We start from the raw sequence: 23584 nt of genomic DNA, 5'->3' as shown, positions 1-23584 counted from the left end.
GTCCCTGGTGGGGTGGTGCGAGCCACCCCACCGCCTAGGGGTCTGGGATCTCCCGGGCCCGAGTGTGTAGACGAAAGTCAGTCAGATTCTCAAGGAGAGAACCAGTGGGCAAGGCCAAGTTCGAGCGGACTAAGCCGCACATGAACATCGGCACCATTGGACACATCGACCACGGCAAGACCACGCTGACCGCGGCGATCACCAAGGTGCTTCACGACCGTTTCCCCGAGCTCAACAAGGCGACCCCGTTCGACAAGATCGACAAGGCGCCCGAGGAGAAGGCTCGCGGTATTACGATCTCCATCGCGCACGTCGAGTACCAGACCGAGAAGCGTCACTACGCTCACGTTGACTGCCCCGGTCACGCCGACTACGTGAAGAACATGATCACCGGTGCCGCTCAGATGGACGGCGCGATCCTCGTGGTCGCCGCCACCGACGGCCCGATGCCGCAGACGAAGGAGCACGTCCTCCTGGCCCGCCAGGTCGGCGTCCCCTACATCGTCGTGGCGCTGAACAAGGCCGACATGGTCGACGACGAGGAGATCCTCGAGCTCGTCGAGCTGGAGGTCCGTGAGCTCCTGTCCGCGCAGGAGTTCCCCGGTGACGACCTGCCCGTCGTCCGCGTCTCCGCCCTCAAGGCTCTCGAGGGTGACGAGAAGTGGGCCGACAGCATCATCGAGCTGATGAACGCGGTGGACGAGAACGTCCCCGAGCCTCCCCGTGACACGGAGAAGCCGTTCCTCATGCCCGTCGAGGACGTCTTCTCGATCACCGGTCGCGGCACCGTCGTCACCGGTCGTATCGAGCGCGGCATCGTCAAGGTCAACGAGCAGGTCGACATCATCGGCATCAAGCCGGAGAAGACGACGACCACCGTCACCAGCATCGAGATGTTCAACAAGATGCTCGACGAGGGTCACGCGGGCGACAACGCCGCCCTGCTGCTCCGCGGCATCAAGCGCGACGACGTCGAGCGCGGCCAGTGCATCATCAAGCCGGGCACGACGACCCCGCACACCGAGTTCACCGGCCAGGTCTACATCCTGTCCAAGGACGAGGGCGGCCGCCACACGCCGTTCTTCAACAACTACCGCCCGCAGTTCTACTTCCGTACGACTGACGTGACCGGTGTTGTGAACCTCCCCGAGGGCACCGAGATGGTCATGCCGGGCGACAACACCGAGATGCGCGTTGAGCTGATCCAGCCCATCGCCATGGAGGAAGGCCTCAAGTTCGCGATCCGTGAGGGTGGCCGCACCGTCGGCGCCGGCCGGGTCGTGAAGATCATCAAGTAGCTCGACCGTCGGGGCGGCGGTCGGCCCCACATTCAGGGCCGACCGCCGTACCGCGTCAAGGGCCTCGCGTAAAGCGCCGTGATCCAGCAGTCGCTTCGGCCATAGTGACCGAAGTAACTGCCGGATCACGGAAGAAAAGACAGATCAACAGTGTCTGTCTCGTGGGGTCACGCAGGGTCAGACCTGCACCAGCACAGCGGCACAAGGCCGCACGATACTTTTTCAGACGACAGCGAAGGACACCGAGGCCACTATGGCGGGACAGAAGATCCGCATCCGGCTTAAGGCCTATGACCACGAGGTCATCGACAGCTCGGCCAAGAAGATCGTCGAGACGGTGACGCGGACTGGCGCGAAGGTCGCGGGCCCGGTGCCGCTGCCGACCGAGAAGAACGTGTACTGCGTCATCCGCTCGCCGCACAAGTACAAGGACAGCCGCGAGCACTTCGAGATGCGCACGCACAAGCGGCTGATTGACATCATCGACCCGACCCCCAAGACGGTTGACTCGCTCATGCGGCTCGACCTCCCCGCGGGTGTCGACATTTCGATCAAGCTCTGAGGGAACGCACTGACATGGCTAAGACGATCAAGGGCGTCCTGGGCAAGAAGCTCGGCATGACCCAGGTCTTCGACGCGGACAACCGGATGGTTCCGGTGACCGTGGTCGAGGCCGGTCCGTGCGTGGTGACCCGGGTCCGCACCGCAGAGAAGGACGGCTACTCCGCCGTTCAGCTCGGCTTCGGGCAGGTCGACCCCCGGAAGGTCAACAAGCCGCTCGGCGACTACCTGCGTAAGCACGACATCACCCCGCGCCGTTACTTCGCGGAGATCCGCACCGACGACGCGAGCGACTACACCCTGGGCCAGGAGCTGCTGGCCGACACCTTCGAGGCCGGCCAGTTCGTCGACGTGACGGGCAAGAGCAAGGGCAAGGGCTTCGCCGGTGTCATGAAGCGGCACGGCTTCGGTGGTCTGGGCGCGTCGCACGGTACGCAGCGCAAGCACCGCTCGCCGGGTTCCATCGGTGGCTGCGCCACCCCGGGCCGCGTATTCAAGGGCCTGCGCATGGCCGGTCGGATGGGTAACGTCCGCACCACTGTGCAGAGCCTCAAGGTTCACTCCGTCGACGCCGAGAACGGTCTCATCCTGATCAAGGGTGCGATCCCCGGCGCGAACGGCAGCCTGGTCCTCGTCCGCACCGCTGCCAAGAAGGGGGCTGCCAAGTGAGCACCACTATTGACGTCCTCGACGCCAGCGGCGCCAAGGCCGGCACCGTCGAACTGCCCGAAGACGTCTTCGGCACGACGGTCAACGTTCCGCTGATCCACCAGGTGGTCGTGGCCCAGCTCGCCGCTCGCCGGCAGGGCACCCACAAGGCCAAGACCCGTGGCGAGGTCAGCGGTGGCGGCAAGAAGCCGTACCGCCAGAAGGGCACCGGCCGCGCCCGTCAGGGCTCGACCCGCGCGCCGCAGTTCACCGGCGGTGGCACCGTCCACGGGCCCGTGCCGCGTGACTACTCGCAGCGCACGCCCAAGAAGATGAAGGCCGCCGCGCTCCGCGGCGCCCTGTCCGACAGGGCCGGCGGCGGTCGCGTCCACGTGGTCAGCACGCTGGTGACGGGGGAGACCCCCAAGACCAAGGCTGCCCTGGAGGCCCTGCGCAAGATCACTCAGGCTCCCCGCGTGCTCGTCGTCGTCGACGAGGCCGACGAGCTGACCTGGATGAGCCTGCGTAACGCTCCCGAGGTCCACCTGCTGGACGCCGGGCAGCTCAACACCTACGACGTGCTCGTGCACGACGACGTGGTCTTCACCCAGGAGGCGTACGACCAGGTCGTCGCGCGGCTGAGCCAGGGCGGGAAGGAAGACGCCTGATGGAGAAGATCGCCGACCCGCGCGACATCATCATCAAGCCGGTCGTCTCTGAGAAGAGCTACGGCCTGATCGATGAGAACAACAAGTACACGTTCCTGGTGAAGAAGACCGCGAACAAGACCCAGGTCAAGATCGCCGTTGAGCAGATCTTCGGGGTCAAGGTCACCAGCGTGAACACCATCAACCGGACGGGCAAGCGCAAGCGCACCCGCACCGGTTTCGGCAAGCGTCCCGACACCAAGCGCGCGATCGTGAGCCTGGTCGAGGGCGATCGGATCGACATCTTCGGTCAGATCGGCTAGCAGCGCCATAGATAGGAAGCGGGCCGAAAGGTCTGCGAGGGACGAGACCGTCGCGCTTCGGTGCGGCGGGCTCGCCCATGTAACCGACGAAGGATGAACGAAAAAGATGGGCATCCGTAAGTACAAGCCGACGACTCCGGGTCGCCGCGGGTCGAGTGTCTCGGACTTCTCCGAGATCACCCGCAGCACTCCCGAGAAGTCGCTGCTTGCGCCCCTTCACAGCAAGGGCGGCCGGAACGTACACGGCCGGGTGACCGCGCGCCACCAGGGCGGCGGACACAAGCGCGCCTACCGGATCATCGACTTCCGTAGGCATGACAAGGACGGCATCCCGGCGAAGGTCGCTCACATCGAGTACGACCCCAACCGCACCGCCAACATCGCTCTGCTCCACTACGCCGACGGTGAGAAGCGCTACATCATCGCGCCGACCGGCCTCAAGCAGGGCGACCGAATCGAGAACGGCCCCGCTGCCGACATCAAGCCGGGCAACTGCCTGCCGCTGCGCAACATCCCGACCGGTACCTTCATCCACGCGGTGGAGCTCCGTCCGGGCGGCGGCGCGAAGCTCGGTCGTTCCGCGGGCGCCCAGATCCAGCTGCTCGCCAAGGAAGGCCAGTACGCCACCCTGCGTATGCCGTCCGGTGAAATGCGCATGGTCGACGTGCGCTGCCGGGCGTCGGTCGGCCAGGTCGGCAACGCCGAGCAGGCCAACATCAACTGGGGCAAGGCCGGCCGTATGCGGTGGAAGGGCAAGCGCCCGACCGTCCGCGGTGTCGCCATGAACCCCGTTGACCACCCGCACGGTGGTGGTGAGGGCAAGACGTCCGGCGGTCGCCACCCGGTGAACCCCAAGGGCAAGCCCGAGGGCCGCACCCGCCAGGCCAACAAGTCCAGCGACCGGCTGATCATCCGTCGTCGGAGCAAGAGGAAGAAGCGGTAGGAGCAGCCGAAATGCCACGTAGCCTTAAGAAGGGTCCCTTCGTGGACGACCACCTTCAGAAGAAGGTGGACGCCCAGAACGAGAAGGGCACCAAGAACGTCATCAAGACGTGGTCGCGGCGCTCCATGATCGTTCCCGACATGCTCGGGCACACGATCGCCGTGCACGACGGCCGCAAGCACGTCCCGGTGTTCGTCACCGAGTCGATGATCGGCCACAAGCTCGGAGAGTTCGCCCCCACGCGGACGTTCCGCAGCCACGTCAAGGAAGACCGGCGCAGCCGGCGATAGACGCCTTCAGAAGCATTTAGAGGAGTAAGCGATGGAAGCCAGGGCTCAGGCGCGGTTCGTCCGTGTCACGCCCCTCAAGGCCCGCCGCGTGGTGGACCTTATTCGCGGGCTGCCCGCTTCGGAGGCGCAGGCCGTGCTGCAGTTCGCTCCCCAGTCGGCGAGCGAGCCGATCTACAAGGTGCTCAGCAGCGCCATGGCGAACGCCGAGCACAACTTCAACCTCGACCCCAGCACGCTCGTCGTGAGCCGCGCCTGGGTCGACGAGGGCCCGACGCTGAAGCGGTTCCGCCCGCGTGCACAGGGTCGCGCCTATCGGATCAACAAGCGGACGAGCCACATCACCGTGATCGTGGAATCCCGCGAGCCGAAGGGAAGGACCCGATAGTGGGCCAGAAGGTTAACCCGCACGGGTTCCGCCTCGGCATCACGACCGACTTCAAGAGCCGGTGGTACGCCGACAAGCTGTACAAGTCGTACGTCGCCGAGGACGTGGCGATCCGCCGCATGCTGCAGAAGGGCATGGAGCGGGCCGGCATCTCCAAGGTCGAGATCGAGCGCACCACGGACCGTGTGCAGGTGGACATCCACACCGCGCGTCCGGGCATCGTGATCGGCCGCCGCGGCGCCGAGGCGGACCGTATCCGCGGCGACCTCGAGAAGCTGACCAAGAAGCAGGTCCAGCTGAACATCCTCGAGGTCAAGAACCCGGAGATCGACGCTCAGCTCGTCGCTCAGGGCGTCGCCGAGCAGCTGTCCAGCCGTGTCTCGTTCCGCCGCGCCATGCGCAAGGCGATGCAGTCGGCCATGAAGTCCGGCGCCAAGGGCATCCGTGTCCAGTGCGCGGGTCGTCTGGGCGGCGCCGAGATGTCGCGGTCGGAGTTCTACCGTGAGGGTCGCGTGCCGCTGCACACCCTTCGCGCGGACATCGACTACGGCTTCTACGAGGCCCGTACCACCTTCGGCCGCATCGGCGTGAAGGTCTGGATCTACAAGGGCGAGGCTCCGACCAGCCGCGCCGAGCGTGAGGCGGCTGCCGCCGGCGCTCGTGCCGGTCAGCGTCGCGAGCGTGACGACCGTCGTGGTGGCGGCGGCGACCGTCCGCGTCGTGGCGGCGGTGACCGTCCGCGTCGTGGCGGCGGCCGTGGCGACCGCGCCCCCCGTACCGAATCGGCCGCGCCCGCGGGCGCTGCCCCCGAGACCGGCCCGGCTGCGCAGCCGGGTGCTGAAGGGAGCTGACCATGCTGATCCCGCGCAGGGTCAAGCACCGCAAGCAGCACCGGCCTGACCGCAGCGGAGCCGCCAAGGGCGGCACCAGGGTCGTGTTCGGCGAGTTCGGCATTCAGGCTGTTGAGCACTCCTACGTGACCAACCGCCAGATCGAGTCCGCTCGTATCGCCATGACCCGTCACATCCGCCGTGGCGGCAAGGTGTGGATCAACATCTACCCCGACCGTCCGCTCACCAAGAAGCCGGCCGAGACCCGCATGGGTTCCGGTAAGGGTTCGCCGGAGTGGTGGATCGCCAACGTCAAGCCCGGACGCGTGATGTTCGAGCTGTCCGGCGTGGCGGAGTCGGTCGCGCGTGAGGCCCTCACCAGGGCGATCCACAAGCTGCCGATGAAGTGCAAGATCGTTAAGCGTGAAGTGGGTGAGGCGTGATGGCTAAGGGCCTGACCGCCGGCGAGCTGCGAGTGGAGGACCAGGACACCCTGGTGCAGAAGCTCAAGGAAGCCAAGGAGGAGCTGTTCAACCTCCGCTTCCAGGCAGCGACCGGTCAGTTGGAGAGCCACGGGCGGCTGCGCGCCGTCCGCCGCGAGATCGCCCGCATCTACACCGTGATGCGCGAGCGTGAGCTCGGCATCGTCACGGTCGAGAAGGAGTCGAGCGATGGCTGAGACCGAGACCACCGAAACCACCGAGGCGAACGACGCGCGGAACTTCCGCAAGGTCCGTGAGGGCCTGGTCGTCAGCGACAAGATGGACAAGACCGTCGTCGTCGCCGTCGAGGACCGCGTCAAGCACCGTCTGTACGGCAAGGTCATCCGCCGTACGACCAAGTACAAGGCACACGACGAGGCCAACGCCTGCGGCGTCGGCGACCGCGTGCTGCTCATGGAGACCCGCCCCCTCTCCGCCACCAAGCGGTGGAGGGTCGTGGAGATCCTCGAGAAGGCCAAGTAAGGCCCTCTCGGATATACCGCGCCTCGTGGGGGCCTCAGGGCCCCCATGACGGCGTCCAAGGACGCGAGGTCCTCCCGGACCTCGCGTCGCCTGCGGTGCGGCCCCTTCGCGGACTGTGGCCGTGGGAACAAGACAACGACAGGTTCCGCCAGGCTCAGCGATGAGAACCGGCGCGACTAACAGGAGTTCAAGTGATCCAGCAGGAGTCGCGGCTCAAGGTCGCCGACAACACTGGTGCGAAGGAGATCCTTTGCATCCGTGTTCTCGGTGGCTCGGGCCGACGCTACGCCGGTATCGGCGACATCATCGTCGCCACTGTCAAGGACGCGCTGCCGGGCAGCACGGGCGTCAAGAAGGGCGACGTGGTCAAGGCCGTCGTCGTCCGCACGGTCAAGGAGCGCCGCCGGCCCGACGGCTCCTACATCCGCTTCGACGAGAACGCTGCCGTCATCATCAAGGACAGCGGTGACCCTCGTGGCACTCGTATCTTCGGCCCGGTCGGCCGCGAGCTGCGCGACAAGAAGTTCATGCGCATCATCTCGCTCGCCCCGGAGGTGCTGTAATGCCGAAGCTGCATGTGAAGAAGGGTGACCTGGTTCAGGTCATCGCCGGCAAGGACAAGGGTGCCAAGGGTCACGTCATCGCCACGTACCCGCGCGAGGACCGCGTGGTGATCGAGGGCGTCAACATGATCAAGAAGCACACCAAGGAGTCTCTCCAGGGTCCGCGTGGCGCCAAGACCGGCGGCGTGCAGACGATGGAGGGCCCCATCCACGTGTCCAACGTGAAGAAGCTCAAGGACGAGAAGCCCGCCGACAAGAAGGCCGACAAGGCCGAGGAGACGGGTGAGGACAGCTGATGACCGCCACGACCACTGAGACCGAGCGCCCGACGCCGCGACTCAAGACGAAGTACCGCGAGGAGATCGCGGCCCAGCTTCGCGAGCAGTTCGGCATCGAGAACGTCATGCAGATCCCGGCCCTGACCAAGATCAAGGTCAACATGGGTGTCGGTGAGGCGGCTCGCGACTCCAAGCTCATCGAAGGCGCCGTACGCGACCTCACCGCGATCACCGGCCAGAAGCCGGCCGTCGTCCGGGCGCGCAAGTCCATCGCGCAGTTCAAGCTGCGTGAGGGCATGCCGATCGGCGCGCACGTCACGCTGCGCGGCGACCGCATGTGGGAGTTCCTCGACCGCCTGCTGGCGCTGGCGCTGCCCCGTATCCGGGACTTCCGCGGCCTGTCGCCGAAGCAGTTCGACGGCAACGGCAACTACACGTTCGGTCTGACCGAGCAGGTCATGTTCCACGAGGTCGACCAGGACAAGGTCGACCGCCCGCGGGGCATGGACATCACGGTCGTGACCACCGCGACGAACGACGACCAGGGCCGGGCGCTGCTGAAGCTCCTCGGCTTCCCGTTCAAGGAGGCCTGATCCAATGGCGAAGAAGTCGCTGATCGCCAAGGCGGGGCGCAAGCAGAAGTTCGAGGTCCGGGCCTACACCCGGTGCTCGCGTTGCGGTCGTCCGCGCGCGGTGTACCGCAAGTTCGGCCTGTGCCGCGTGTGCTTCCGCGAGATGGCGCACCGGGGCGAGCTGCCCGGCATCACCAAGTCGAGCTGGTAGATACTCTGGGGGGCGGCTCCGCGTCGTCCCCCGGGGTCCATGTTCAGAAGAAGACAGGACGCTTTGCGTCCATGACCGCGCCGAAGGTCCACCGGCAGAGCGCTGCTTGGCCGACTGGAAACCGCGGCGAGGAAGGCCACTGGCCATGACGATGACCGACCCGATCGCAGACATGCTGACGCGTCTGCGCAACGCGAACTCGGCGTACCACGAGAGCGTGTCGATGCCGTATTCGAAGATCAAGGCGCACATCGCCGAGATCCTCCAGCAGGAGGGTTACATCCAGTCCTGGGCCGTCGAAGACGCCAAGGTCGGAAAGAACCTCGTGGTGGAGCTCAAGTTCGGGCCTACCCGTGAGCGTTCGCTCGCGGGCCTGCGCCGGGTTTCCAAGCCCGGTCTGCGGGTTTATGCGAAGAAGGACAACCTGCCTCGAGTTCTGGGCGGGCTGGGCGTCGCGATCATCTCGACGTCCGCCGGACTCATGACCGACAAGCAGGCCGGCAAGCGTGGCGTGGGCGGCGAAGTCCTCGCCTACGTCTGGTAGAGGGGAGGAACACAGCATGTCGAGAATCGGACGGCTGCCCATCCCTGTGCCCAGTGGCGTAGACATCACGATCACCGGCCAGGATGTCCAGGTCAAGGGCCCGAAGGGCACGCTTTCTCACACGGTCGCGGACCCGATTACGGTCGGTCGTGACGACGACGGCGCCATCGCCGTCTCCCGGCCCAACGACGAGAACAAGGTCCGTGCGCTGCACGGCCTGTCCCGGACGCTGATCGCCAACATGGTGCAGGGCGTCACCCAGGGGTACACCAAGTCCCTGGAGATCGTCGGCGTCGGTTACCGCGTCCAGGCCAAGGGCCCGACGCAGCTGGAGTTCTCGCTGGGCTTCAGCCACCCGGTCATCGTCGACGCCCCCGAGGGTGTCTCCTTCCGCGTCGAGAAGCCGACCCTGTTCCACGTGGACGGCATCGACAAGCAGAAGGTCGGCGAGGTCGCGGCCAACATCCGCAAGTTGCGCAAGCCTGACCCGTACAAGGGCAAGGGCGTGCGTTACCAGGGCGAACAGATCCGCCGCAAGGTCGGAAAGGCTGGTAAGTAGGCATGGCTCCGAAGACTGCGTTCAGCAAGCACACGGCTGCCCGCACCGTCTCGCGGGCTCGCCGTCACCGCCGCGTCCGCAAGTTCGTCGTCGGTACGGCCGAGCGTCCGCGCCTGGTCGTCAACCGCTCGACCCGTCACATGTTCGTCCAGATCGTGGACGACTCCGTCGGCCACACGCTGGTGAGCGCCTCCACCATGGACGCCTCGCTGCGCACGCTCGAGGCCGACAAGACGGAGAAGGCCAAGAAGGTCGGCGAGCTCCTCGCTCAGCGGGCCAAGGAAGCCGGGATCACCAAGGTCGTCTTCGACCGCGGTGGCAACCGCTACGCCGGTCGCATCGCGGCCCTGGCGGACAGCGCCCGCGAAGGCGGGCTGGAATTCTGATGGCAACTGAGAAGAGGAACCACTGATGGCTGCAGCTCCGCGTCGCGGTGGCGGCACCGGTGGCGAGCGGCGGGACCGTCGTGACGATCGCCGCGGTGGCGCCGCCGACAAGGGCGTCTCGTACATCGAGCGCGTAGTGAAGATCAACCGAGTGGCCAAGGTCGTGAAGGGTGGTCGTCGCTTCAGCTTCACCGCCCTCGTCGTCGTCGGTGACGGCAACGGTCTGGTCGGCGTCGGTTACGGCAAGGCCAAGGAAGTCCCCGCGGCCATCGCCAAGGGCGTCGAAGAGGCCAAGAAGCACTTCTTCAAGGTGCCCCGCATCCAGGGCACCATCCCGCACACCGTGCAGGGCGAGGAGGCGGCCGGTGTCGTCTTCCTGCGTCCGGCGTCGGCCGGTACCGGCGTCATCGCCGGTGGCCCGGTGCGCGCGGTCCTGGAGTGCGCCGGCATCCATGACGTGCTGTCCAAGTCGCTCGGCTCGGACAACCCGATCAACATCGTGCACGCCACCGTGGCGGCTCTGAAGGGCCTTTCCCGCCCCGAGGAGATCGCCGCCCGCCGTGGCCTGCCGATCGAGGACGTGGCTCCGGCCCGCATGCTCAAGGCTCAGCGCGAGGGCATCGCCGAGGCCGCGGCCGCGAAGGCGGTGAGCTAGTCATGGCACGCCTGAAGATCACTCAGGTTCGCTCGAAGATCGGTGGCAAGCAGAACCAGCGTGACTCGCTGCGTTCGCTTGGCCTGAAGCGAATCGGCGATGTCGTCGTCAAGGAGGACCGTCCCGAGATTCGCGGGATGGTGTCCGTGGTGACGCACCTCGTCGAGGTGGAAGAGGTCGACTAGTCATGACTGACAAGGCTCCGCTCAAGATTCACGACCTGCGTCCTGCCCCGGGTGCCAACAAGTCCAAGATCCGCAAGGGTCGCGGCGAGGCGTCCAAGGGCAAGACGGCCGGTCGCGGCACCAAGGGCAGCCACGCCCGTACCACGGTTCCCCTCGGCTTCGAGGGTGGCCAGGTGCCGCTGCAGAGGCGTCTGCCGAAGCTCAAGGGCTTCTCCAACGCCCTGTTCAAGACGACCTACCAGGTCGTCAACCTGGACAGGCTCGGCGAGCTGTTCCCCGAGGGTGGCGACGTCACCGTCGAGGCCCTGGTGGCCAAGGGCGCCGTTCGCAAGAACCAGCTCGTGAAGGTGCTCGGCACCGGCGAGATCTCCGTCGCTGTGAACGTTACGGCTCACGCCTTCTCGTCCGCCGCGAAGGAGAAGATCGCCGCCGCCGGTGGTTCCGTTACCGAGCTGTAGCTCCGCTATGACGAGGCGTGGGGGTTCCGACAATGGGCCCCCACGCCCTTAGTGCGTTAGAGTTCGGCGAGACGGCAGGATTCTGTCCGGCTCGTTTGACTTGAGACTTGACATGGCAGATCCCCGCACCACCGCATACTCACATCGCCATAAAGGCGCGCAGGAGGGACCGTGCTGACCGCGTTTACCCGGGCGTTCCGGACACCGGACCTGCGCAAGAAGTTGCTCTTCACCCTGGGCATCATCGCGCTGTTCCGTCTCGGCTCGGTTCTTCCGACTCCGGGAGTTCACGTCCAGAACCTCGCGGCCTGTTTCGACCAGGCCCGTAACGGAGCCACCGGCAACATCTACGGGATGGTGCAGCTGTTCAGTGGTGGTGCGCTCCTGAAGCTGTCGGTGTTCGCGCTGGGCATTATGCCGTATATCACCGCGAGCATCATTCTCCAGCTGCTCGTCGTGGTGATTCCACGTCTTGAGGCTCTCAAGAAGGAGGGCCAGGCGGGTCAGGCCAAGATCACGCAGTATACGCGTTATCTGACCATCGGCCTCGGCGTCCTCCAGTCGACCGCCTTCATCGCGCTCGCGCGGTCCGGCCAGCTGTTCCCCAACTGCCAGCAGGACGTCCTGCTCGACCCCGACAACATCTTCGGCATCGTCACGATGGTCATCATCATGACGGCCGGCACGTCGGTGATCATGTGGCTCGGTGAGCTCATCACCGACCGCGGCGTCGGCAACGGCATGTCCATCCTGATCTTCACCCAGGTCGTCGCGGTCTTCCCGTCCGAGCTGACCAACATCTTCCAGGCGAACAAGTTCACCTTCGCGGTCGTCATGGTCGTCGGTGTCTTCATGATCGCGGCCGTGGTCTTCGTCGAGCAGGCGCAGCGCCGCATCCCGGTCCAGTACGCCAAGCGCATGGTGGGCCGCAGGATGTACGGCGGCACCTCGACGTACATCCCGCTGAAGGTCAACCAGGCCGGCATCATCCCGGTCATCTTCGCCTCGTCGCTGCTCTACCTGCCGCAGCTGCTGACCTCGCTCTTCCCGACGTCGAACAACGCGGTCGTGCAGTGGATCTCCCAGTACCTGGTCAGGGGCGACCACCCGGTCTACATGATCACGTTCTTCGTGCTGATCGTCTTCTTCACGTACTTCTACGTGTCGATTACGTTCAACCCCGCTGAAGTCGCCGACAACATGAAGAAGTACGGTGGGTTCATTCCGGGCATCCGTCCCGGCCGTCCGACGGCTGAATACCTGAACTTCGTGCTCACCCGTCTGACCGCGCCCGGCGCGCTCTATCTGGGTCTGATCTCCATGATCCCGATCGTCGCGCTGGCGGTGGCCGGGGCTAGCCAGAACTTCCCGTTCGGAGGGACGAGCATTCTGATCATGGTTGGTGTCGGCCTGGACACGGTGAAGCAGATCGAGAGCCAGCTCCAGCAGCGTAACTACGAAGGTTTCCTGCGGTAGTGCGTCTCGTTCTCGTCGGGCCCCCCGGAGCGGGTAAGGGGACACAGGCCCAGTACATCGCATCGAACCTGTCCATCCCGAAGATCTCGACAGGTGACATCTTCCGTGCCAACGTCTCGGGCGGCACGGACCTCGGCAAGCTGGCCAAAACCTTCATGGACCGTGGCGATCTCGTGCCCGACGAGGTCACCATCGCCATGGTCCGCGACCGACTGTCCGAGGACGACGCGCAGGACGGCTTCCTGCTCGACGGCTTCCCGAGGAACGTCGCGCAGGCGGAGATCCTGCGCGACATGCTCAAGGACTGGGGTCTGGAGCTCGACCTGGTGCTGGAGCTGGTCGTGGACGACGACGAGGTCGTCCGGCGGCTGGCGGGGCGGCGCACGTGCAGTCAGTGCGGCCGTATCTGGCACGTGGAGTTCGACGACAAGAAGGACGACAAGTGCGACGCCTGCGGCGGCGCGCTGTTCCAGCGGGACGACGACAAGGAAGAGACCGTCAGGCACCGCCTGGAGGTCTACCAGGAGCAGACCGCGCCGCTGGTCTCGTACTACGTCGACGAGGGCATCCTCGTGGGCGTCGACGCGACCGGGCCGGTCGAAGAGGTGACGCAGCGGGCCATGGAGGCGATCCGCCCGTACCTGGGATGACGCCGGACACGATCTCCTGCGAAGGTGGCACGGATATCCGTGCCACCTTGCTTTTTTGTGTGCGGCTATTGTGGGGGAATTAGGGCTCCCACGAGGCCCGTCAGAAACCCCGGGGGGTGCCGAACAATGTTCAAGAGAAACCGACACGGAATCCAGATCAAGTCGCCCGAGCAGCTGGAGAAGATGCGGGCCGCCGGCCTGGTGGTCGGGCGCACGCTCGATCTGCTGAGGCGCTCCGTCGAGCCCGGCATGACCCCGCTCGACCTCGACTCCATCGCCGAGAAGGCGATCAGGGACGAGGGCGCGATCCCGTCGTTCAAGGGCTACCAGGGCTTCCCCGCGACGATCTGCGCGTCCGTCAACGACGAGGTGGTCCATGGCATCCCCACGGACGCCCGCAAGCTGCGCGAGGGCGACGTCATCTCCATCGACTGCGGCGCGATCCTGGAGGGCTGGCACGGCGACTCCGCCGTCACGGTGCCGGTCGGCGAGGTCGACCCGAAGCTGACCGAGCTGATGCGGGTCACCGAGGAGGCCATGTGGCGCGGCATCGCCGCGCTGAAGGTCGGCCGCCACCTGTCCGACATCGGCTACGAGATCGAGCGCTACGTGAAATCCCAGGGCCGCTTCGGCATCCCCCAGGAGTACGGCGGCCACGGCATCGGCACCGAGATGCACATGGACCCGTGGATCGCCAACCACGGCAAGCCGGGCCGGGGCCCGCTGCTGGAGGAGGGCATGTGCCTGGCCATCGAGCCCATGGTGAACCTCGGCACCGAGCGCACCCGCGTGCTGTCCGACGACTGGACGGTCGTGACGATCGACGGGAAGGCCTCTGCGCACTTCGAACACAGCGTCGCGGTGACACATAATGGACCTTGGGTGCTTACCGCCCTGGACGGTGGCGAAGAGCGCCTGAGTCACCTTCAGCCCTGACCCCCGGGAGTGGTGGAATGGCGAACAGCCCCGAGATGCGTGCCTCGGACGTCGACCGCGACCGGGTCGCCGCCATCCTCCGGGAGCACACCGCGCAGGGCCGCATCACGATGGACGAGTTCAACGAGCGGCTCGAGGAGCTCTACAAGAGCAAGACCTACGGTGACCTGGCCAAGCTGACGGCCGACCTGCCCGACGTCGACCTGCGTCACCGGCCGGCCAAGCCCGAGGCGGTGCCCGCGACGCGCGGCAACCTGCATCCGGGCATGCGGGCGGCCTGGGGCGCCTGGGCCGCGGCCAGCGCCGTCAACTGGGTGATCTGGCTGATCGTGAGCGTCTCGTCCGGCCACATGATCTATCCGTGGCCGCTGTGGGTCATGGGGCCCTGGGGCGCGATCCTGCTGATGAGCACCATCTTCGGGAACGGGCCGAAGCGCAGTTAGCCCGGAGCCTTATGTGGCGTAATGCACTGTGTGTATTCCTCCGCAGTGCGTGACGGCGCTGGTTCCTAGCGTGTGCCGTGTCGGGAACACGACTCACGGAGGAATCAGATGCGCAAGGTCCTCGCAGCCGCCGCCCTCGCCGGCTCGATCGCCGTCACCGGTCTCGCCGTCGCCCCGGCCGCCCAGGCGGCCTCGTCCGGAGGGTGGGGCACGTTCTACTCGGGCAACCACAAGGCGTCCACGCACGGGAGCACGTACCGGTCGCACGGCAAGGTCTACACCCACTGGTACGGCAAGGAGTCCACGCCGAGGTTGGGGTACGTGTGGTTCCGGTACCACGCGAACGGAAGCTGGCACCAGTTCTCCACGAAGTGGGACGGGAGCCACGACGAGACCTGGTCCGGCCGGGGGATCAAGAAGATCTACACCTGGACGTGCTGGGGCGGCCCGGCTACGTACTGCGGTGACCGGCACCGCGTCTACTAGCGGCACCTCGCGAAGGGCTCGCCGGTCCGCCCGGCGGGCCCTTCGGCGTGTGGACGAAGGAGTGCGGGCCGTGGGGTAGACTCTTACATGGTTGTGTCAGGACACCTGGCACGCGTTTCGCGTTTTGGGCTCAGGTGTCGTACACTCCTTAGTCGGCTCACTATGACTTACACGCGTCGGCGGTCTTTGCCGATCGCCGCTCTCTTCGAAGCGTGAGGTCGCGGCTGCTTAGTGAACCGGAGCCTCAGACGACCGATCAGTGAAACGCGAGGGATTTTGGCCAAGAAAGACGGCGCCATCGAGATCGAGGGCACTGTGGTTGAGTCGCTCCCGAACGCCATGTTCCGGGTGCAGCTCGACAACGGCCATAAGGTCCTGGCCCACATCAGCGGACGGATGCGGATGCACTACATCCGAATTCTGCCGGACGACAGGGTAGTCGTTGAACTGAGCCCCTACGACCTGAGTCGCGGGCGGATCGTCTACCGATACAAGTAAGACGTCTGAGGAACACGAAGGACAATGAAGGTAAAGCCGAGCGTCAAGAAGATCTGCGACAAGTGCAAGGTGATTCGCCGGCACGGTCGCGTCATGGTGATCTGCGACAACCTGCGCCACAAGCAGCGTCAGGGTTAGTCGTACGCAAGGTTTCTCCGAGTCCGCCCCGAATTAGGGAGCGGGCTCGACGCATGAGGAGCCCGCGACAGTAATCGCGTCTCACACCTGGGCAGGCGGAGCAATCCGGACCACTCAGGAGACCCCCGGTCGGAGGCCGGGGCCCTCACCCCGGGCATGGGGAGGGGTAGTGCGGCGCAAGACCTCCGCCCAAAAGAAGGAGAATGCCCGACCATGGCTCGCCTGGTTGGCGTCGACCTCCCCCGCGAGAAGCGGCTGGAGATCGCTCTCACCTACATCTACGGAATCGGCCGCACCCGCGCCCAGGAGATCCTCCAGGCGACCGGTGTCAGCGGCGACCTCCGCGTGCACCAGCTCTCCGACACCGAGCTCGTCCCGATGCGTGACTACATCGAGGCGAACTTCAAGATCGAGGGTGACCTGCGCCGCGAGGTCCAGGCCGACATCCGTCGCAAGATCGAAATCGGTTGCTACCAGGGCATCCGGCACCGCAAGGGCCTTCCGGTCCACGGTCAGCGCACGCAGACCAACGCGCGTACCCGTAAGGGCAAGAAGAAGACCGTCGCCGGTAAGAAGAAGCCCGGTAAGAAGTAGTCCACAGCCGCGGACCGAAGATCTCAGGAGTAATGGCAAACAATGCCTCCTAAGAGCCGTCAGGGTGCCCCGAAGAAGGTGCGCCGCAAGGAAAAGAAGAACGTCGCTCACGGGCACGCCCACATCAAGAGCACGTTCAACAACACGATCGTCTCGATCACCGACCCCAACGGGAACGTGATCTCCTGGGCCAGCGCCGGCCACGTGGGTTTCAAGGGCTCCCGTAAGTCCACCCCGTTCGCCGCTCAGATGGCCGCCGAGAACGCCGCCCGCCGCGCCATGGAGCACGGCATGCGCAAGGTCGACGTGTTCGTCAAGGGTCCCGGCTCCGGCCGTGAGACCGCGATCCGCTCCCTCCAGGCCACCGGCCTCGAGGTGGGTTCGATCCAGGACGTCACGCCGGTTCCGCACAACGGCTGCCGTCCGCCGAAGCGCCGCCGCGTCTGAATTTCCCCAGGAGATATTGAGAAATGGCTCGTTACACGGGCGCGGACTGCAAGCTCTGCCGTCGCGAGAAGACCAAGCTCTTCCTCAAGGGCAGCAAGTGCGAGTCCGCCAAGTGCCCCATCGAGATCCGTCCTTACCCGCCGGGTGAGCACGGCCGCGGACGCCCCAAGGAGTCCGAGTACCAGCTTCAGCTTCGCGAGAAGCAGAAGACCCGTCGCATCTACGGCGTCCTCGAGAAGCAGTTCCGCAACTACTACGAAGAGGCCGCGGGCAAGAGCGGCAAGTCGGGTGAGGTGCTGCTCCAGATCCTGGAGAGCCGTCTCGACAACGTCGTCTACCGCGCCGGCTTCGCCCAGTCGCGTGACGCCGCCCGCCAGCAGGTGCGCCACGGCCACATCCTGGTGAACGGCAAGAAGGTCGACATCCCGTCGTACCGCGTTCGCGAGCACGACATCATCGAGGTCCGCGAGAACAAGCGCAACCTGCTGCCCTACGAGGTCGCTCGGGCGACCGCGGGCGAGCGCACCGTTCCCGCGTGGCTCGGCGTCGTGCCGGAGAAGCTCCGCGTCCTGGTCCACCAGCTGCCGGTTCGCCAGCAGATCGACACCCAGGTCCAAGAGCAGCTCATCGTCGAGTACTACTCCAAGTAGTCACTGACGTCCTAGTTCGGGCACGGAAGACCGCTATACGCGGTCTTCCGTGCCCGAACTAGACTGTTTATCGGAGTGGCGTCATATAGCGGGCGTCACACGACAAGGGGAGAACCCACACCATGCTGATCGCTCAGCGCCCGACTCTTCTCGAAGAGTCGATCGACGAGACCCGGTCGCGGTTCGTCATCGAGCCGCTGGAGCCGGGCTTCGGCTACACCATCGGCAACTCGCTGCGTCGCACGCTGCTGTCGTCCATTCCGGGCGCGGCCGTGACGAGCATCCGCATCGAGGGCGTGCTGCACGAGTTCTCGACCGTTCCCGGGGTCAAGGAAGACGTCACCGACATCATCCTGAACCTCAAGGAGCTGGTCGTCTCCTCCGAGCACGACGAGCCGGTCGTGATGTACCTGCGCAAGCAGGGCCCGGGTGAGGTCACCGCCGCCGACATCGCGCCTCCGGCCGGTGTCGAGGTGCACAACCCCGAGCTGCGCATCGCCACGCTCAACGGCAAGGCGAAGCTGGAGATGGAGCTGACCGTCGAGCGCGGTCGCGGCTACGTCTCCGCCGCCCAGAACAAGCAGCCGGGCCAGGAGATCGGTCGCATCCCGATCGACTCGATCTACTCCCCGGTGCTCAAGGTCACCTACAAGGTCGAGGCGACCCGAGTCGAGCAGCGCACCGACTTCGACCGTCTCATCCTCGACGTCGAGACCAAGCCCGCCATGAAGCCCCGCGACGCGGTGGCCTCGGCCGGCAAGACCCTCGTCGAGCTCTTCGGCCTGGCCCGTGAGCTCAACGTCGAGGCCGAGGGCATCGACATCGGCCCGTCGCCGACCGACGCCGCCCTGGCCGCCGACCTGGCGCTGCCGATCGAGGAGCTGAACCTGACCGTTCGCTCCTACAACTGCCTCAAGCGCGAGGGCATCCACACCGTGGGTGAGCTCGTCGCCCGCAGCGAGCAGGACCTTCTCGACATAAGGAACTTCGGGGCCAAGTCGATCGAAGAGGTCAAGCAGAAGCTGCACGAGATGTCGCTGGCGCTCAAGGACTCCCCGCCCGGGTTCGACCCGAGCGCGGTGGCCGGCGGCGGCTACGACGACGACGACAGCGCGTACGTCGAGACCGAGCAGTACTGAGCCTCGTGCGGAGACCCGTCTCCGCACGTGCCCCGCACGCGCCGAGTGGCCCAGCCGCTCGGCGCGTGACGAACGTAACGGCCCAGTCGTGGTGACTGCGGCCGGCCCGACTCCGGTACCTGGTACGGCCGGGGCGGGTTAACCCAAGAGGAGAAAGCAATGCCCAAGCCCACCAAGGGTGCACGTCTTGGCGGCAGCCCGGCGCACGAGCGGCTGATCCTGGCGAACCTCGCCACGGACCTGTTCCGCCACGGCAAGATCCGTACGACGGTTGCCAAGGCCAAGCGCCTTCGCCCGCTGGCGGAGCGCCTGATCACCAAGGCGAAGAAGGGCGACATCCACAACCGTCGCCAGGTCCTGACCGTGGTCAAGGACAAGGGCGTGGTTCACCACCTGTTCACCGAGATCGCGGTGACGTTCGCCGAGCGTCCGGGTGGTTACACCCGGATCACCAAGGTCGGCGCGCGTAAGGGCGACAACGCTCCGATGGCCGTCATCGAGTTGGTGTCCGAGCCGCTGAACGGTGTCACCACCCGCCGTACCGAGGCTCCGGCCGCCGCTGCCGCTCCGGCTCCGGCTGCCGAGGAGACCGAGGCCGCCGAGACCGAGGCGCCCGAGGCCCCCGAGGCCGCCGCCGAGGAGACCCCGGCTGCCGCCGAGGAGGCTCCGGCCGCCGAGGCCGAGGCGAAGAAGGACGAGGCCTGATCTCTCAGGCTGGTTGAATCGGGCCCGGATCCCCTTCGCGGGGGTCCGGGCCCTTTTCCGTGAACGCGAAAGGGACGATCGTGCTACGGCTCCGCCTGGATCTGGCATACGACGGGACCGACTTCTCCGGATGGGCCAGGCAGCCCGGTCGCCGTACGGTCCAGGGTGAGATCGAGCTGGCGCTCACCAGGATCCTGCGCCTGGGCGAGCCGGCCGCGCTGACCGTGGCCGGGCGTACGGACGCGGGCGTGCACGCGCGCGGCCAGGTGGCGCACGTGGATGTGCCGGCCGGGTCCCTCGCCGAGCTCGACGGCAACCGCGGGCCCCTGGACGTCGATGAGCGGCTCTCTGCGCTCGTCCGGCGGCTGGGCGGGCTCCTGCCCCTGGATGTACGCGTTCATCGGGTCTCGGTGGCTTCTGAGGGCTTTGACGCTCGATTCTCCGCGATGTTCCGGCGGTACGCGTACCGGGTGTGCGACATAGCGGGCGGGGTCGATCCGCTGCGGCGGCACGAGGTGGTCTGGCACAGCCGTCCGCTGGACCTCGACGCCATGAACGAGGCGGCCCGGCGGCTGGTGGGCGAGCACGACTTCGCGGCGTTCTGCAAGAAGCGCGAGGGCGCCACGACGATCAGGGAGCTGCAGCGCCTGGAGTGGACGCGCGAGGCGGACGGCGTGCTGGTGGCCGCCGTCGTGGCCGACGCGTTCTGCCACTCGATGGTCCGGGCGCTGGTGGGCTCGCTGCTGGCCGCGGGCGACGGGCGACGGCCGGTGGAGTGGCCCGGCCAGGTGCTGACGCGGGCCGTACGGGACTCCGGGGTGCACGTCGCGCCCGCGCACGGGCTGTGCCTGGAGGAGGTCGGCTACCCGGCGGCGGACGAACTCGCCGCGCGGGCGGCCGCCACCCGGCGGGTCCGCACGCTCTCAGCCCTTGGTGACGCGGCGCTCCAGGACGAGTGAGGTCTGGTCCCTGAACGCCCCGCTGACCTTGGCCAGCGTCTTGTCGCCGGCGTCCGGGGTGTGGCCGTCGGCGTGGGTGGCGTAGCTGAACACGATGTACCTGCCCCACACCAGGCCGGCCGCGTAGCCGCCGGCGATGGACACCCGCTCGCCCCCGCTTCCCTTCGCACCCGGCAGCGCGCGGAACCAGACGTTGCGCGGCAGGTTCTTGGCCTGGTCGGTCTGGACGGCGTCCTCCTTGGTCGGCAGCACCGCGATGCCGGTGGTCACGGCGTAGCGGCGCTTGCTGTCGACGAAGGTGGCCCGGATGATCCGGCTGCACTTCCGCTCGCGCAGCGCGTCGGCGAACGCGCCGGTCGCCGCCTTGTCGCAGCTCGTCTCGGTGTCGGTCTTGACCCTGGTGAACGTCGTGCCGGCGGCGGAGACCTTCTTCTTCGGGAACGCCTCCGTCAGGGACATCTTCTTCGGGTCGGTCTCCTCCGAATTGAGCATCGACGCGCCCGGGACGTCGGCGGGCGGGCTGGTGGTCAGCTCCGAGGTGGGCAGCAGCGTGGGCGGGGCGGGGGTGGCGCCCGCGGTCGTGGCGGCCGGCGGGGCGGTGCTCAGCGCGCGGTAGGCGAAGAAGCCGCCGGTCGCGACCCCTGCCAGGGCCAGTGCGCCGAGGGTCACGAGCAGGGCTCGCTTGCTCTTGCCGCGGGCCGGGGGTGGCGGGGGTGGGATCTGGAACGGGGGCTGCCTGAAGGCGCCGGGTGGGAAGGTGGGCGTGCCGTGGGGCGGGGTGGGGAGGTCCAGGGCGGTGCCGGGCCGCTTCGTCCACAGGTCCTGGTTGAAGGGCAGGTCGGGGAGTTTCTCCTGGGTGGGGGACGGGTCCTGATGCGGCTCTGGTGAAGGCCGGGGTTCGGCCTGCTTGTCGTCCGGGTCCCGTTCCGTTGGGCGGGCGTTCTGGGCAGGCGCGTCGGGAGAGTGGCCGGTCGCGCGTTGCGTCGCCTCGTCGGGCCTGGCGTCCGGGTGCCTGTCCTCCGGGCGCTTCTCCTCTGGGCGCTTGTCCTCGGCCGGGGGCATTGGGGGCCATACGGGGACGTCGCCCGGCTCCGGGGGGCGGCCCGTCGGGTTGGTGGGGTGGGGCTCGACGTGGTGGGCCGTCCGCATGGGGCCGGTGGGCTCCTCACGGGGGTCGGACGCGCGCATGCCCTGAGGCGGGGTGTCCAGGGCTGCCGGGTCGTGCTCCTCGTGCTCCTCGTGCTCGTCGCGGGGAGGGGCCGGGGTGGCATGCTGCTGGACGGTGGCGGCGGCGTCGCGCTTGGCGGCCTCGGGGTCGAAGTAGTGGGCCGCCTTGGGGATGCCGCCCGGGCGGGTGGCATCGGGGTCGTACGAAACGGCCTCGGGGGTGAAGCTTGCGGCCTCGGGGCTGAACCGCCCGGGCTCGGAACCGAACCGTACGGGGGCGGGGGCGTCGTGCGGCGCGGCGTCCGGGGTGTCGAGGGCGTCACCGGGGTACGGCGGGTGGCCGGGGTCGTACGGGGCCTCTTGGTCGTACGGGGCGTTCTGGTCGTACGGCGCGGCGGGGTCGTACGGCGCGTCTTGGTCGTACGGCGCGGCGGGGTTGTACGGCGCGGCGGGGTCGTGAGGGAACGCCGGTGCTGTGGCGTTCGGGTCGGCGGGCACGCCGGTGGCGGCGGTACCGGCTGAGGCGGTGCCGGCCGCGGCGGTGGACGGGGTTCCCGGCGACGCTGTAGGCCGACCGGTCGTCGGGCCGGTCGGTGGCTCTGTGGGGCGGCCGGTCGACGGGCCCGTCGGCGGCTCTGCGGGCCGACCGGCCTTCGGGCTGGTCGGTGGATTCGCGGAGTGGCCGGTGGGCGTGCCGGGCGGTGGCTCTGCGGGGTGGCCGGTCGGCGTGCCGGGCGGTGCTGTCGGGTGGGTGGCCGGTGCGCCGGTGGGCGTGGTGGAGCGGCCGATCGGGGTGTCGGTCGGCTGGGTGGGGAACGGGGTGGGCCGGCGGTCGGCGGCTGCCGGGGGCGCGGGGTGACCGGCCTGAGTGGTGGGGAACCGGGCGGTGGGGTCGCCGAGCGCCCGGTCGCCAAAGGCCCGGTCGCCAAGAGCCCGGTCACCAGAGGCCCGGTCGCCGAGGGCCGGGTCGTCGGTGTCCGGCTCGGCTACGAGTTCCCCCGTGGCGGCTGGCCACGGGGGCATGGCGTGCGGGTCGGCGACCGGGGCGGGCCACACCTGAAGGCCCGCGGCGGCGGCCGTGAACGCCGGCGGCGGCTCCCACGGCGGCGCGCCCGGCACGACCGGCCCTGGCTGCTCCCACGGCGGCGTGCCCGGTACGGCTGACTGGCCCGGCCAGGCGGGAGGGTCTTCCTCCGGGACGGCGGCCCACTGGCCGGGGGCAGGGGTCCAGGAGGCGTCGTCCTCCGGCTGCGCGTCCCGCGTGGGGGTCTCCCCGGACTGCGGACCCCGACTGGCGTCGTTCTGGGGGTGCCGACTCCAGGGGGCGCCACCCTCCGGTTGCGGGCCCTGGGGGGCGTCGTTGTGGGGGTGCCGATTCCAGGAGGCGTCGTTCTCTGGCCGTGGGCCCATGGCGGGGTTGCCCCCTGGCCGCGGGCCCCAGTCGCCGTCGTTCTGGGGTTGTGGGCCCCAGGTGGCTTCGGCGGCGTTTCTGGGGGTCCAGGCTGCTTGGTCGGGGGGTTGGGGGGCCCAGGCGGGGGTGTCGGCGGCGCCTGTGCCGGGCCCGGTCTCGCTGATCGGCCTGGGGCCCCATCCGGCTTCCGTGGGGGTGCCGAGGGGGCGTCCGGGGTCGGGGACGGCCCTGGGCGGCGAGGCGGCTTGATCGGGAGCCTGGGGGGCCCAGGCGGGCTGGGCGGCCGCGGACGATCCGGACGGCTCGCCGGCTGCGTCGGAAATCTGGGGGGCCCACGCGGGCCTCGTCGGGGCGTCGACAGCCCACTCGGGGGCATCCGGAACCCCTGCGGGGTCGGAAGCCGAGACGGGCGTTCCGGGCATACGGGACGCAGAGGCGGGTGCTCCGGAGGGGCCAGGGCCGGGGGCGGAGGTCCCGAAAGCGGAGGTGTCAGGGGTACCGGGGGTGCCGGGGGCGCCGGATCCGAAGGCCGGAGGGGTGGCGGCCGAGGTCGGGGTGGAGGGAGCGCCGGCGGGGGTGTTCGG

36 protein-coding genes are annotated in these 23584 nt (G+C 67.6%); 35 read left to right on the top strand and 1 reads right to left on the bottom strand.

Going from position 1 to position 23584, the window contains the following annotated elements:
• The first annotated feature begins 104 nt into the window (after positions 1-104).
• The 35 genes from tuf (at position 105) to truA (ending at position 20422) form a co-directional block, all read left to right on the top strand.
• On the top strand, positions 105-1298 hold the full coding sequence (tuf, locus tag ACIBST_RS10520) for an elongation factor Tu (protein ID WP_352327252.1): 1194 nt from the start codon (positions 105-107) through the stop codon (positions 1296-1298).
• Between the two features lie 253 nt (positions 1299-1551).
• A complete protein-coding gene (gene rpsJ, locus ACIBST_RS10515) occupies positions 1552-1860 on the top strand; it encodes a 30S ribosomal protein S10 (protein ID WP_012887830.1) in 309 nt (102 codons plus the stop codon).
• Between the two features lie 14 nt (positions 1861-1874).
• Entirely contained in the window at positions 1875-2528 is a 654-nt protein-coding gene (rplC, locus tag ACIBST_RS10510) for a 50S ribosomal protein L3 (RefSeq protein WP_138694761.1), read from the top strand.
• Positions 2525-3175 carry a 50S ribosomal protein L4 gene (gene rplD, locus ACIBST_RS10505; protein ID WP_352327251.1) on the top strand — a complete coding sequence of 217 codons (651 nt, stop codon included), beginning with the start codon at positions 2525-2527 and terminating at the stop codon, positions 3173-3175. Before rplC ends, rplD begins: the two co-directional genes overlap by 4 nt.
• A complete protein-coding gene (gene rplW / locus ACIBST_RS10500) occupies positions 3175-3477 on the top strand; it encodes a 50S ribosomal protein L23 (protein WP_352327250.1) in 303 nt (100 codons plus the stop codon). Before rplD ends, rplW begins: the two co-directional genes overlap by 1 nt.
• Positions 3478-3583: 106 nt before the next feature.
• A complete protein-coding gene (gene rplB, locus ACIBST_RS10495) occupies positions 3584-4420 on the top strand; it encodes a 50S ribosomal protein L2 (RefSeq protein WP_125644676.1) in 837 nt (278 codons plus the stop codon).
• A gap of 11 nt (positions 4421-4431) precedes the next feature.
• Positions 4432-4710 (top strand): 30S ribosomal protein S19, encoded by a 279-nt coding sequence (gene rpsS / locus ACIBST_RS10490; protein WP_030451498.1) that lies wholly within the window; start codon positions 4432-4434, stop codon positions 4708-4710.
• A gap of 31 nt (positions 4711-4741) precedes the next feature.
• Entirely contained in the window at positions 4742-5095 is a 354-nt protein-coding gene (rplV, locus tag ACIBST_RS10485; RefSeq protein ID WP_080043235.1) for a 50S ribosomal protein L22, read from the top strand.
• Positions 5095-5946, top strand: a complete 852-nt coding sequence (rpsC, locus tag ACIBST_RS10480) for a 30S ribosomal protein S3 (RefSeq protein WP_352327249.1) — start codon at positions 5095-5097, stop codon at positions 5944-5946. Before rplV ends, rpsC begins: the two co-directional genes overlap by 1 nt.
• A gap of 2 nt (positions 5947-5948) precedes the next feature.
• A complete protein-coding gene (rplP, locus tag ACIBST_RS10475; RefSeq protein WP_125644673.1) occupies positions 5949-6368 on the top strand; it encodes a 50S ribosomal protein L16 in 420 nt (139 codons plus the stop codon).
• Entirely contained in the window at positions 6368-6604 is a 237-nt protein-coding gene (rpmC, locus tag ACIBST_RS10470; protein ID WP_026214152.1) for a 50S ribosomal protein L29, read from the top strand. Before rplP ends, rpmC begins: the two co-directional genes overlap by 1 nt.
• On the top strand, positions 6597-6890 hold the full coding sequence (rpsQ, locus tag ACIBST_RS10465; protein WP_352327248.1) for a 30S ribosomal protein S17: 294 nt from the start codon (positions 6597-6599) through the stop codon (positions 6888-6890). The genes rpmC and rpsQ overlap by 8 nt, the downstream gene beginning before the upstream one ends.
• A 191-nt stretch (positions 6891-7081) precedes the next feature.
• The gene (rplN, locus tag ACIBST_RS10460) at positions 7082-7453 is read left to right on the top strand and encodes a 50S ribosomal protein L14 (RefSeq protein ID WP_090769698.1); all 372 of its coding nucleotides are present in this window, start codon (positions 7082-7084) and stop codon (positions 7451-7453) included.
• Between the two features lie 8 nt (positions 7454-7461).
• On the top strand, positions 7462-7749 hold the full coding sequence (gene rplX / locus ACIBST_RS10455) for a 50S ribosomal protein L24 (protein WP_352327499.1): 288 nt from the start codon (positions 7462-7464) through the stop codon (positions 7747-7749).
• Complete coding sequence (gene rplE, locus ACIBST_RS10450) at positions 7749-8324, top strand: 50S ribosomal protein L5 (RefSeq protein WP_352327490.1); 576 nt, start codon at positions 7749-7751, stop codon at positions 8322-8324. Before rplX ends, rplE begins: the two co-directional genes overlap by 1 nt.
• A 4-nt stretch (positions 8325-8328) precedes the next feature.
• Positions 8329-8514: a type Z 30S ribosomal protein S14 gene (locus ACIBST_RS10445; protein ID WP_020542298.1), complete on the top strand. Its 186-nt coding sequence runs from the start codon at positions 8329-8331 to the stop codon at positions 8512-8514.
• Between the two features lie 145 nt (positions 8515-8659).
• Complete coding sequence (gene rpsH, locus ACIBST_RS10440; protein ID WP_125644666.1) at positions 8660-9058, top strand: 30S ribosomal protein S8; 399 nt, start codon at positions 8660-8662, stop codon at positions 9056-9058.
• A gap of 16 nt (positions 9059-9074) precedes the next feature.
• On the top strand, positions 9075-9617 hold the full coding sequence (gene rplF, locus ACIBST_RS10435; protein ID WP_352327491.1) for a 50S ribosomal protein L6: 543 nt from the start codon (positions 9075-9077) through the stop codon (positions 9615-9617).
• A 2-nt stretch (positions 9618-9619) separates the two neighbouring features.
• A complete protein-coding gene (gene rplR, locus ACIBST_RS10430; protein WP_125644663.1) occupies positions 9620-10003 on the top strand; it encodes a 50S ribosomal protein L18 in 384 nt (127 codons plus the stop codon).
• Positions 10004-10028: 25 nt separating this feature from the next.
• Entirely contained in the window at positions 10029-10658 is a 630-nt protein-coding gene (gene rpsE, locus ACIBST_RS10425) for a 30S ribosomal protein S5 (RefSeq protein ID WP_049572667.1), read from the top strand.
• Positions 10659-10660: 2 nt separating this feature from the next.
• Complete coding sequence (rpmD, locus tag ACIBST_RS10420) at positions 10661-10843, top strand: 50S ribosomal protein L30 (protein WP_080043226.1); 183 nt, start codon at positions 10661-10663, stop codon at positions 10841-10843.
• A 2-nt stretch (positions 10844-10845) separates the two neighbouring features.
• Positions 10846-11301, top strand: coding sequence for a 50S ribosomal protein L15 (gene rplO, locus ACIBST_RS10415; RefSeq protein ID WP_352327492.1), 456 nt, complete (start codon positions 10846-10848; stop codon positions 11299-11301).
• A 171-nt stretch (positions 11302-11472) separates the two neighbouring features.
• Positions 11473-12777 carry a preprotein translocase subunit SecY gene (gene secY, locus ACIBST_RS10410; protein ID WP_352327493.1) on the top strand — a complete coding sequence of 435 codons (1305 nt, stop codon included), beginning with the start codon at positions 11473-11475 and terminating at the stop codon, positions 12775-12777.
• A complete protein-coding gene (locus tag ACIBST_RS10405) occupies positions 12777-13427 on the top strand; it encodes an adenylate kinase (protein WP_397170691.1) in 651 nt (216 codons plus the stop codon). Before secY ends, ACIBST_RS10405 begins: the two co-directional genes overlap by 1 nt.
• A 126-nt stretch (positions 13428-13553) precedes the next feature.
• Positions 13554-14363 carry a type I methionyl aminopeptidase gene (gene map / locus ACIBST_RS10400; protein WP_397170689.1) on the top strand — a complete coding sequence of 270 codons (810 nt, stop codon included), beginning with the start codon at positions 13554-13556 and terminating at the stop codon, positions 14361-14363.
• Between the two features lie 17 nt (positions 14364-14380).
• Positions 14381-14806 carry a DUF1707 domain-containing protein gene (locus ACIBST_RS10395; protein WP_357982764.1) on the top strand — a complete coding sequence of 142 codons (426 nt, stop codon included), beginning with the start codon at positions 14381-14383 and terminating at the stop codon, positions 14804-14806.
• 108 nt (positions 14807-14914) lie between these two features.
• Complete coding sequence (locus tag ACIBST_RS10390) at positions 14915-15292, top strand: hypothetical protein (RefSeq protein ID WP_397170687.1); 378 nt, start codon at positions 14915-14917, stop codon at positions 15290-15292.
• 276 nt (positions 15293-15568) lie between these two features.
• Positions 15569-15790 (top strand): translation initiation factor IF-1, encoded by a 222-nt coding sequence (gene infA / locus ACIBST_RS10385; RefSeq protein WP_012887858.1) that lies wholly within the window; start codon positions 15569-15571, stop codon positions 15788-15790.
• A gap of 24 nt (positions 15791-15814) precedes the next feature.
• Positions 15815-15928, top strand: a complete 114-nt coding sequence (gene rpmJ / locus ACIBST_RS10380; RefSeq protein ID WP_003956441.1) for a 50S ribosomal protein L36 — start codon at positions 15815-15817, stop codon at positions 15926-15928.
• Positions 15929-16141: 213 nt separating this feature from the next.
• Entirely contained in the window at positions 16142-16522 is a 381-nt protein-coding gene (gene rpsM / locus ACIBST_RS10375; protein ID WP_125644650.1) for a 30S ribosomal protein S13, read from the top strand.
• A 42-nt stretch (positions 16523-16564) separates the two neighbouring features.
• The gene (gene rpsK, locus ACIBST_RS10370) at positions 16565-16969 is read left to right on the top strand and encodes a 30S ribosomal protein S11 (protein WP_020542285.1); all 405 of its coding nucleotides are present in this window, start codon (positions 16565-16567) and stop codon (positions 16967-16969) included.
• A gap of 23 nt (positions 16970-16992) precedes the next feature.
• Positions 16993-17619: a 30S ribosomal protein S4 gene (gene rpsD / locus ACIBST_RS10365; RefSeq protein WP_189652100.1), complete on the top strand. Its 627-nt coding sequence runs from the start codon at positions 16993-16995 to the stop codon at positions 17617-17619.
• 122 nt (positions 17620-17741) lie between these two features.
• Positions 17742-18758: a DNA-directed RNA polymerase subunit alpha gene (locus tag ACIBST_RS10360; RefSeq protein WP_043623495.1), complete on the top strand. Its 1017-nt coding sequence runs from the start codon at positions 17742-17744 to the stop codon at positions 18756-18758.
• Between the two features lie 159 nt (positions 18759-18917).
• On the top strand, positions 18918-19463 hold the full coding sequence (gene rplQ, locus ACIBST_RS10355) for a 50S ribosomal protein L17 (RefSeq protein WP_364389332.1): 546 nt from the start codon (positions 18918-18920) through the stop codon (positions 19461-19463).
• Between the two features lie 80 nt (positions 19464-19543).
• Positions 19544-20422 carry a tRNA pseudouridine(38-40) synthase TruA gene (gene truA, locus ACIBST_RS10350; protein ID WP_397170685.1) on the top strand — a complete coding sequence of 293 codons (879 nt, stop codon included), beginning with the start codon at positions 19544-19546 and terminating at the stop codon, positions 20420-20422.
• Here truA and ACIBST_RS10345 read toward each other — a convergent pair.
• Entirely contained in the window at positions 20387-22999 is a 2613-nt protein-coding gene (locus ACIBST_RS10345; RefSeq protein ID WP_397170684.1) for a hypothetical protein, read from the bottom strand. The two genes, truA and ACIBST_RS10345, sit on opposite strands and share 36 nt — an antisense overlap.
• Positions 23000-23584 lie beyond the last annotated feature (585 nt).

It is taken from the genome of Nonomuraea sp. NPDC049684, assembly GCF_044465345.1.
Lineage (GTDB): Bacteria > Actinomycetota > Actinomycetes > Streptosporangiales > Streptosporangiaceae > Nonomuraea.
Note: the sequence above shows the minus strand (reverse complement) of the source record. Positions and strands in the feature narration are given on the sequence as shown.